This is a genomic window from Blastomonas sp. (genome assembly GCF_041747255.1).
In the GTDB taxonomy this organism is placed as follows: domain Bacteria; phylum Pseudomonadota; class Alphaproteobacteria; order Sphingomonadales; family Sphingomonadaceae; genus Blastomonas.
The window spans coordinates 1-6,739 of record NZ_JBGTFM010000002.1 but is presented as its reverse complement, the minus strand read 5'-3'; the positions used below and the strand labels follow the sequence as shown (position 1 = coordinate 6,739).

Here is a 6,739-nt window from a genome sequence, read left to right as displayed (position 1 = left end):
GCGGTGACAAGACGCTGGGTGCCGTCGTTGGCGGCCTGGGCGGTGCAGCTGCCGGCCGCGCGATCGACCGCAGCCGCGTCAGCTGCCGCTAAACGCCCGCGGCTAGCGCAACGAATAAAGGCCTCTCCCGGCGACGGGAGGGGCATTTTGCTGTGCTGGTTAGCGCGAAAGCATGCAGCATATTGCTTGCCTGACTTACGTTTGCTGTTCCTCAGGCAATGCGGCACACCGCTTGTGCTAATGCAACAGTTGCACTAGTGTGCGGTCATGGTTACAATGCACCGAAGCGCAAACTGGAAGATCGCAATCTATAGCCGCGACCATGGGGTGCCGCATTTTCATATCGAAGGACCCGATTTTCGGTGCTCGATAACGATAATGTCATTCGACCTCATCGTCGGCACTGTCCCGGCGACCGTTCTGAAAGATGCGTTGGCATGGGCGCGTTCCCATCAAGATGTGCTCCTGAGCACATGGCAGGAGTTGAATGGATGACGTTCAGTGACAAGACCCGCACTATCGTCGGTGCAAAGGCGACAGGTCCTTCGACGCTGCTTCTCTGCTGGTCTGATGACAGTGAGGTGGATATCGATCTCGGTCTCATCCTAAAGGACCGCGCCTTCGCTGCTATCCGCCTGCCGGGCGCATTCGCAAAGGTCGAACTGGGTGATTGGGGGCATAGCCTTGTTTGGCCCTCAGGCGTGGAAATTGGAGCGGATTTGCTTTGGCTTGAGACGCTGTCGGCGACCGGTCACGGTGATTCGCGGGCGTTTCTGGAATGGCGGTTACGCCATGGCTTGTCCCTGTCAAAAGCGGCGGACGCGCTTGGGGTTTCCAGGCGGATGGTCGCATATTACTCCAATGGGGAAAAGAAAGTGCCTAAGCCAATCTTGCTGGCGTGTCTCGGCTGGGAAGCGAGCAACGGGTTTGATCAGGCTGCATAGGGCCTGCATGGGAGGTCTTGGCGCAAAAACACATATCGAGCCCAATCTGATCTGTCAGAAAAGCCTTCCCGCAGATGAATAACCATTCCATAATCCGTTCACCTTCACTCCCTTAAATATGAACACAAGGGAAAGCGAATCGGCGCTGTCCCGGTCTCAAGGGAGACGAATGATGAAGAAGTTTCTTTTCGCTGCTGCCGCCGCCGGTGCAGTCACGTTGACCGCAGCGCCTGCGATGGCTGCTCCTCTGTCGCACGACAGCGTCAATATCGCCGCCGCTTATGGCATCACCCATCAGGCGCCCAGCGCACACCAGTATCGTCGTGGCTATGACAATGACTGGCAGCGCCGCGGCTATGGCAATGATCGCTATTATGGCCGCGATGGTCGCTTCGATGACCGTTATGATGATCGCTTTGATCGTCGCTATGATCGTCGTTTCGATCGTCGATTCAATGACCGCTACGATGATCGCTTTGACCGGCGCGCGGTGCAGGGCTGGAATGGCCAGGCATGGCGCGGCAACGACGGACGGTTTTACTGCCGTCGCGACAACGGCACCACCGGTCTGTTGATCGGCGGCGCGGCAGGTGCCTTGGCGGGCAGCGAGATTGCCGGACGCGGTGACCGCACTGTCGGTGCAATCATCGGCGGCATCGGCGGCGCGCTGCTTGGCCGCTCGATCGATCGCGGTGGTAACAACGGTTACCGCTGCCGCTAATTCACGCCACCCAGCGCTCCGGGTGACGCGAACCCCTTCCCGCCTAACAGCGGGGAGGGGTTTCTTTTTGGCCAGTGGCTGCGTATGAACCGTGCCCAGCATTCAGGGGGCGCGCATCATGATCAACGGACCGATATTGGTGACCGAGCGGCTGATCCTGCGCCCGCCAGGGGCTGAGGACTTTGACGCCTGGGCTGAATTTTCCGCCGATGAAGAAACGATGCGCTATCTGGGCGGGGTGCAGTCACGCGCCGCCGCATGGCGCGGGCTGTGTGCGATGGCGGGCGCGTGGCATATTCGCGGTTATGCCATGTTCTCGCTGATTACCCGCGACACCGGCGAATGGATCGGCCGCATCGGCCCGTGGTACCCTGAAGGCTGGCCGGGCGAAGAAGTCGGCTGGGGCGTGCGGCGCAGCCATGCGGGCAAGGGCTACGCCCTCGAAGCCGCAGTTGCGACCATCGACTACGCGTTTGATCTACTGGGCTGGGAGAATGTGATTCACACGATCGATCCAGAAAACCGCGCATCAATTGTGCTGGCCGAGCGGTTGGGATCGCGCAATCAAGGGCCGACCCGTTTGCCCGATCCCTATCATGATTTTCCCGTCGACAGCTATGGCCAATCAAAGGCCGAGTGGCAGAAGAACCGCGCGAAATTCGTCCGATCCTGAAACGGTCTGGTGTCGAATCCCGCTTTGATACAGGCTCGGTTGGCAATTCCTGGCGGTTAACCCTCTTTTGTCGGGACAGTATCTAAAATGCCAAGGCATGGCTAACGTCATGCTAAGAGCCTTTCTGGCATGAAAGGCATCGTGATGACATTTTGAGGATATCCGCCATGGCACACCGTTCGTTTGCGTTTTCGCGCCATCTGCTTGGGTTGACCGCTGCGACGCTCGCGCTGGCTGGGTGCGAGAATGCTGAAGATACCGCCGCGCAGAACGAAGACGCTGCGCTGCTCGCGGACGCGTCGGACCCCGCAATGGCAGGCGCGCTCGAAGACCAGATTCTGGTCGATCCCGATCTGGTCGACAAATCCAATCGCAATGCGGTTCTGGGCGAGGGCAGCGATGGTTCGGTGCCTTCGGGCGCGGTGCCCAAGGGCGCGCTGGCGGCAACGCAGAAGGCCGCCGCCGCGGCGATCGGTCCGCGTGGTCTGATGAAGGCACCCGAGCCCAAGACCGTCGCCGCCGAGGAGTGCAAGGATTGCAACCAGGGCAGCACCCTGGGCGCGAAGGCCGCGCAGCAGACCGGCGCGTGCACTGGCAAGCTGGAATACGCAATGGGCTGGGCCAACCGGATGCCCGCCGATTTTGCGGTCTATCCGCGCGCCAATGTCAAGGAGGCCGCCGGGGTCGATCAAGGCCAGTGCAACATTCGCGTCGTCAATTTCACCACCCCGGCCAAGCTGAAGGACGTGGTGGATTTCTATTACACCAAGGCGCGGCGCAGCGGCTATTCGGCCGAGTATCAACTTCGCGGGTCAGACCATGTGCTGGGCGGCATCAAGGCCGATGACAGCGCCTATGTGCTGTTCCTCAAGCCGATGGCCAATGGCGGCACCGAGGTTGATATTGTGGCGAATGGCGGGCGGTAATTGACAAAGGTCAGCTCAGACTGACCCTAGCCAAAACCCGCTCAGGCTGAGCCTGTCGAAGCCCTCGCTATACGGCCAGCGTGTGCGGGGGGCCTTCGACAAGCTCAGGCTGAGCGGTGGGGGGCTATTCGTCAATCGCTGGAGGCGTCTGCGCCCGATCTTTCTCGCCCCCACCCATCCCCGGCAGTTCCTTGATATAGATATCGCGCTGCGGGAACGGGATTTCGATGTCGTTTTCCTTGAACAAGTTCCACACCCGCATCAGCACATCGCCGCGAATGTTGCCCATGCCGCCTTCGGGGTCGCTGATCCAGGCGCGGATTTCCCAGTTGACGCTGTTGTCGCCAAAATCGGTCATCCAGACCTTGGGCTCGGGCTTCTTGAGCACGCGCGGGCTTTCATCGACCGCCTGATAGAGCAGTCTTTGCACCTTCTGCATATCGCTGGTGTAGGCGACGCCGACCGGAATGCGCATCCGCACGTTGCGGTCCGAATACGACCAGTTTTCTACCGCCGTGGTCATCAGGTCTTCATTCGGGATGAGGTGCTCTTTGCCATCGCGGGTGATGACCGAAACCGCGCGCACCCCGATTTTGTTGACCCAGCCAAAGCTGTCCTGCACCGCAATCACGTCGCCAGGCTTGATTGACCGGTCGAGCAGCAGGATGATCCCGGCGAACAGGTTGCCGATGGTCTTTTGCAGGCCAAAGCCCACCGCCAGCCCGAACGCGCCCGAAAAGAAACTGAGCGCGGTCAGATCAATGCCCAGCATATCGACGCCAATGAAGAACACCGCGACGATGACCAAGACGCTGGCGATTTTCTGTCCAAGCAGCTTCTGGGTCGGATCCAGGCCGTCGCTGCTGGTGATGACATGGCCCATCATCCGCGTGACCACGCGGGCGGCGGTGTAAAGCACCAACACCGTGAGCACGATGGTCACTGCCCACAACAGCGAAAACCGCCGCGCGCCGATGTTGAAGCCAACCCGGTCCATCGCGGTGGTGATCGGGTCGAGCCCGCCGAACATGCTGGCGAGGATCGCGATGAACACCGTGACGCCCAGGAAGGTGCCCAGCCAATCGGGCATGCGTACGCCGCGCACCAGATCGTTGATGAACAGACCCAGCGTGATCGCCAGCGTGATGCCATAGACCACCGATGCGATCAGCTGCCACTCATACAGGTTGAGCGCCATGCCGACGATCATCGCGGTGGTGAACCGGCGCAGCATGTCACGGATGCGGCGGCGCGCGAGCTGGCTTTCGTAACCGGCGCGCCGTTCCCAGATCGCGGCGAGGCGCAGGTAAATGAGGCGGCTCAATCCCCAGCCGATCAGCAGCGCCACGGCAGTGATGATACCAGCCAATCCGCCTTCGACATATTGCAGGTCACTGGGGCGCTCGATCCACTCCCATTGCATCAATGTTGTCGTGATCGCGCTGTTCATGCCGTGATGGTAAACGCTGCCAGCCCCTTGGCAAGGTCGGCGATCAGATCATCGCAATCTTCAAGGCCGATATGCAGTCGCACAACCAGCCGGTCAGCAGGATCATCGCCTTCGGGTGGCCAGTTGGTGGCACTGCGGCAGCCAGCCGGATCGACCGGGATGGCGAGGCTTTCAAACCCGCCCCAGCTATAGCCGATGCCGAACAGGGTGAGCGTGTCGATCAACGCGGCGCGCGCAGCGTCGCTGCCGCCTTTCAGAACGAACGAGAACAGCCCGCTGGATCCGGCGAAATCGCGCGCCCAGACATCGTGACCGGGGCAGGAGGGCAGGGCAGGGTGGAGCACGCGCGCGATCTGCGGTTGCTCCGTCAGCCATTGCGCGATGCGCAGCGCCGATGCCTGATGCTGCCGCATCCGCACATCGAGCGTGCGCAGACCGCGCAGCGCCAGCCACGCATCATCGGGCGAGACGACCGCACCCAAAGCCTGCGCAGTCTTGCGTAGCCCGGGATAATGGCGCGCGTTGGCGGTCACCGCACCCAGCATCACGTCCGAATGGCCGACGATATATTTGGTGCAGGCGACAATGCTCATATCCGCACCCAGCGCCAGCACCGGCAGCAGGTGCCCGGTCGCCCAGGTGTTGTCGACCAGCAGCGCGATGTCGGGGCTGACGGCACGGGCCGCCGCACAAATCGCGCGCACATCGAGCACCTCAAAGGTCAGGCTGCCGGGCGTCTCCATCAGGATGGCGCGTGTCTTTGGGCAGATCAGCGCGGAGATGCCGTCGCCGACCAGCGGATCGAAATAGCGCGTCTCAACCCCAAAGCGTTTGAGGAACCCATCGGCAAAGCTGCGCGAGGGATCATAGGCGCTGTCGGTCATCAGCAGCACGTCGCCTGGTGACAGCACGCTGAGCAGCGCGGCGCTGATCGCGGCGACGCCCGAGGGGAACAGCATCGTACCCGCGGCGCCTGGTTCCATGGCGGTGAGGGCTTCGGCCAGCGCCCATTGTGTCGGCGATCCACGCCGCCCGTAGAAAAACCTGCCATCTTCGTTGATGCGTGGGCCTGCCTTCAGCGCAGCGGTATCGGCATAAAGATGCGTGCTCGCGCGCCACACCGGCGGATTGACAACCGCGCCGGGCTGGTCGGCCGTTCCGGTCCACGCGCTGCGCCGCCCGCCAGTTACGAGACGCGTGGCAGGGGACTGGGGGGTGGGGGAGCCGGGATCGGTGGGTTTGGTCAATGCGTTAGCTCCCTCTCCCCTTCAGGGGAGAGGATATGAAGCCTTACATGCGCCAGCATGTTAGGCGTAGTTGGAGAGGGGAGGAGCCGTTGCTGTATCACTCGCCCCTCTCCCATTGCGACTAGGCTCGCTTTGCTCGCCAAGTCTCATTGCCCTCTCCCCTAAAGGAGAGAGGGAATGCGTTAGCTCAACCCAGCGCCTTGGGCGTGTCGGCGTCAGCGCCCCATTCGGTCCAGCTGCCATCATACAGCGCAACATCGGTGCTGCCCAGCAGGTGCGCGCCAAAGGCGACGACGCTGGCGGTCATCCCCGAACCGCAGGTGGTGACGATGGGCTTGGCAAGATCGACCCCCGCCGCCTCGAACGCGGATTTCAGCGCATCACCGGTTTTCCACGTGCCGTCGGGGTTGAACAAAGTGGAGTGCGGTACATTGACCGCGCCGGGAATATGCCCTGCGGCAATGCCGGGGCGTGGATCGGGATCGGTACCGGCAAAGCGGGCTGCCGGGCGGGCATCGACCACCTGTTCGGCCTTGCTATGCAGGTTGCCCAGCATATCCGCCTTGGAGCGCACGTTTTTCTTGTCTTCCCAGACGGTGAAGTGGCGGTGACGCAGCGCCTCCTTGCCGGTCTTGATCTGGCGGCTTTCGGCCTTCCACTTGGCGATACCGCCATCGAGGATGGCGACCGCGTGGGCGCCGAACATGGTGAGCATGAACCAGGCGCGCGCGGATGATTTCAGCGGGCTGTCATCATACAGCACGATGCGGCTGCCATC

8 protein-coding genes are annotated in these 6,739 nt (G+C 61.8%); 5 read left to right on the top strand and 3 right to left on the bottom strand.

The window, feature by feature from the left end; translation table 11 throughout:
• The first annotated feature begins 267 nt into the window (after positions 1-267).
• The 5 genes from ACEW8G_RS00230 (at position 268) to ACEW8G_RS00210 (ending at position 3,264) form a co-directional block, all read left to right on the top strand.
• On the top strand, positions 268-495 hold the full coding sequence (locus ACEW8G_RS00230) for a DUF4160 domain-containing protein (RefSeq protein ID WP_373486446.1): 228 nt from the start codon (positions 268-270) through the stop codon (positions 493-495).
• Positions 492-944, top strand: a complete 453-nt coding sequence (locus ACEW8G_RS00225) for a DUF2442 domain-containing protein (protein ID WP_373486445.1) — start codon at positions 492-494, stop codon at positions 942-944. Before ACEW8G_RS00230 ends, ACEW8G_RS00225 begins: the two co-directional genes overlap by 4 nt.
• A gap of 172 nt (positions 945-1,116) precedes the next feature.
• Positions 1,117-1,665: a glycine zipper 2TM domain-containing protein gene (locus tag ACEW8G_RS00220; RefSeq protein ID WP_373486444.1), complete on the top strand. Its 549-nt coding sequence runs from the start codon at positions 1,117-1,119 to the stop codon at positions 1,663-1,665.
• 118 nt (positions 1,666-1,783) lie between these two features.
• Complete coding sequence (locus tag ACEW8G_RS00215; protein ID WP_373486443.1) at positions 1,784-2,338, top strand: GNAT family N-acetyltransferase; 555 nt, start codon at positions 1,784-1,786, stop codon at positions 2,336-2,338.
• Between the two features lie 167 nt (positions 2,339-2,505).
• On the top strand, positions 2,506-3,264 hold the full coding sequence (locus ACEW8G_RS00210; RefSeq protein ID WP_373486442.1) for a hypothetical protein: 759 nt from the start codon (positions 2,506-2,508) through the stop codon (positions 3,262-3,264).
• Positions 3,265-3,388: 124 nt separating this feature from the next.
• Here the strand turns inward: ACEW8G_RS00210 and ACEW8G_RS00205 are convergent, their stop codons facing one another.
• The 3 genes from ACEW8G_RS00205 to ACEW8G_RS00195 form a co-directional block, all read right to left on the bottom strand.
• On the bottom strand, positions 3,389-4,714 hold the full coding sequence (locus tag ACEW8G_RS00205; RefSeq protein WP_373486441.1) for a mechanosensitive ion channel family protein: 1,326 nt from the start codon (positions 4,712-4,714) through the stop codon (positions 3,389-3,391).
• Entirely contained in the window at positions 4,711-5,961 is a 1,251-nt protein-coding gene (gene metC / locus ACEW8G_RS00200) for a cystathionine beta-lyase (protein WP_373486440.1), read from the bottom strand. Before metC ends, ACEW8G_RS00205 begins: the two co-directional genes overlap by 4 nt.
• A gap of 187 nt (positions 5,962-6,148) precedes the next feature.
• Positions 6,149-6,739, bottom strand: a 591-nt coding sequence (locus tag ACEW8G_RS00195; RefSeq protein ID WP_373486439.1) for a sulfurtransferase, incomplete at its 5' end; no start/stop codon positions are given.

What these genes read in the sequence shown, in the direction of transcription:
- ACEW8G_RS00210 (WP_373486442.1), top strand. Translation starts at nt 2,506, where the DNA reads ATGGCACACCGTTCGTTTGCGTTTTCGCGCCATCTGCTTGGGTTGACC.
- ACEW8G_RS00205 (WP_373486441.1), bottom strand. Translation starts at nt 4,714, where the DNA reads ATGAACAGCGCGATCACGACAACATTGATGCAATGGGAGTGGATCGAG.
- ACEW8G_RS00225 (WP_373486445.1), top strand. Translation starts at nt 492, where the DNA reads ATGACGTTCAGTGACAAGACCCGCACTATCGTCGGTGCAAAGGCGACA.
- ACEW8G_RS00220 (WP_373486444.1), top strand. Translation starts at nt 1,117, where the DNA reads ATGAAGAAGTTTCTTTTCGCTGCTGCCGCCGCCGGTGCAGTCACGTTG.
- ACEW8G_RS00215 (WP_373486443.1), top strand. Translation starts at nt 1,784, where the DNA reads ATGATCAACGGACCGATATTGGTGACCGAGCGGCTGATCCTGCGCCCG.
- ACEW8G_RS00230 (WP_373486446.1), top strand. Translation starts at nt 268, where the DNA reads ATGGTTACAATGCACCGAAGCGCAAACTGGAAGATCGCAATCTATAGC.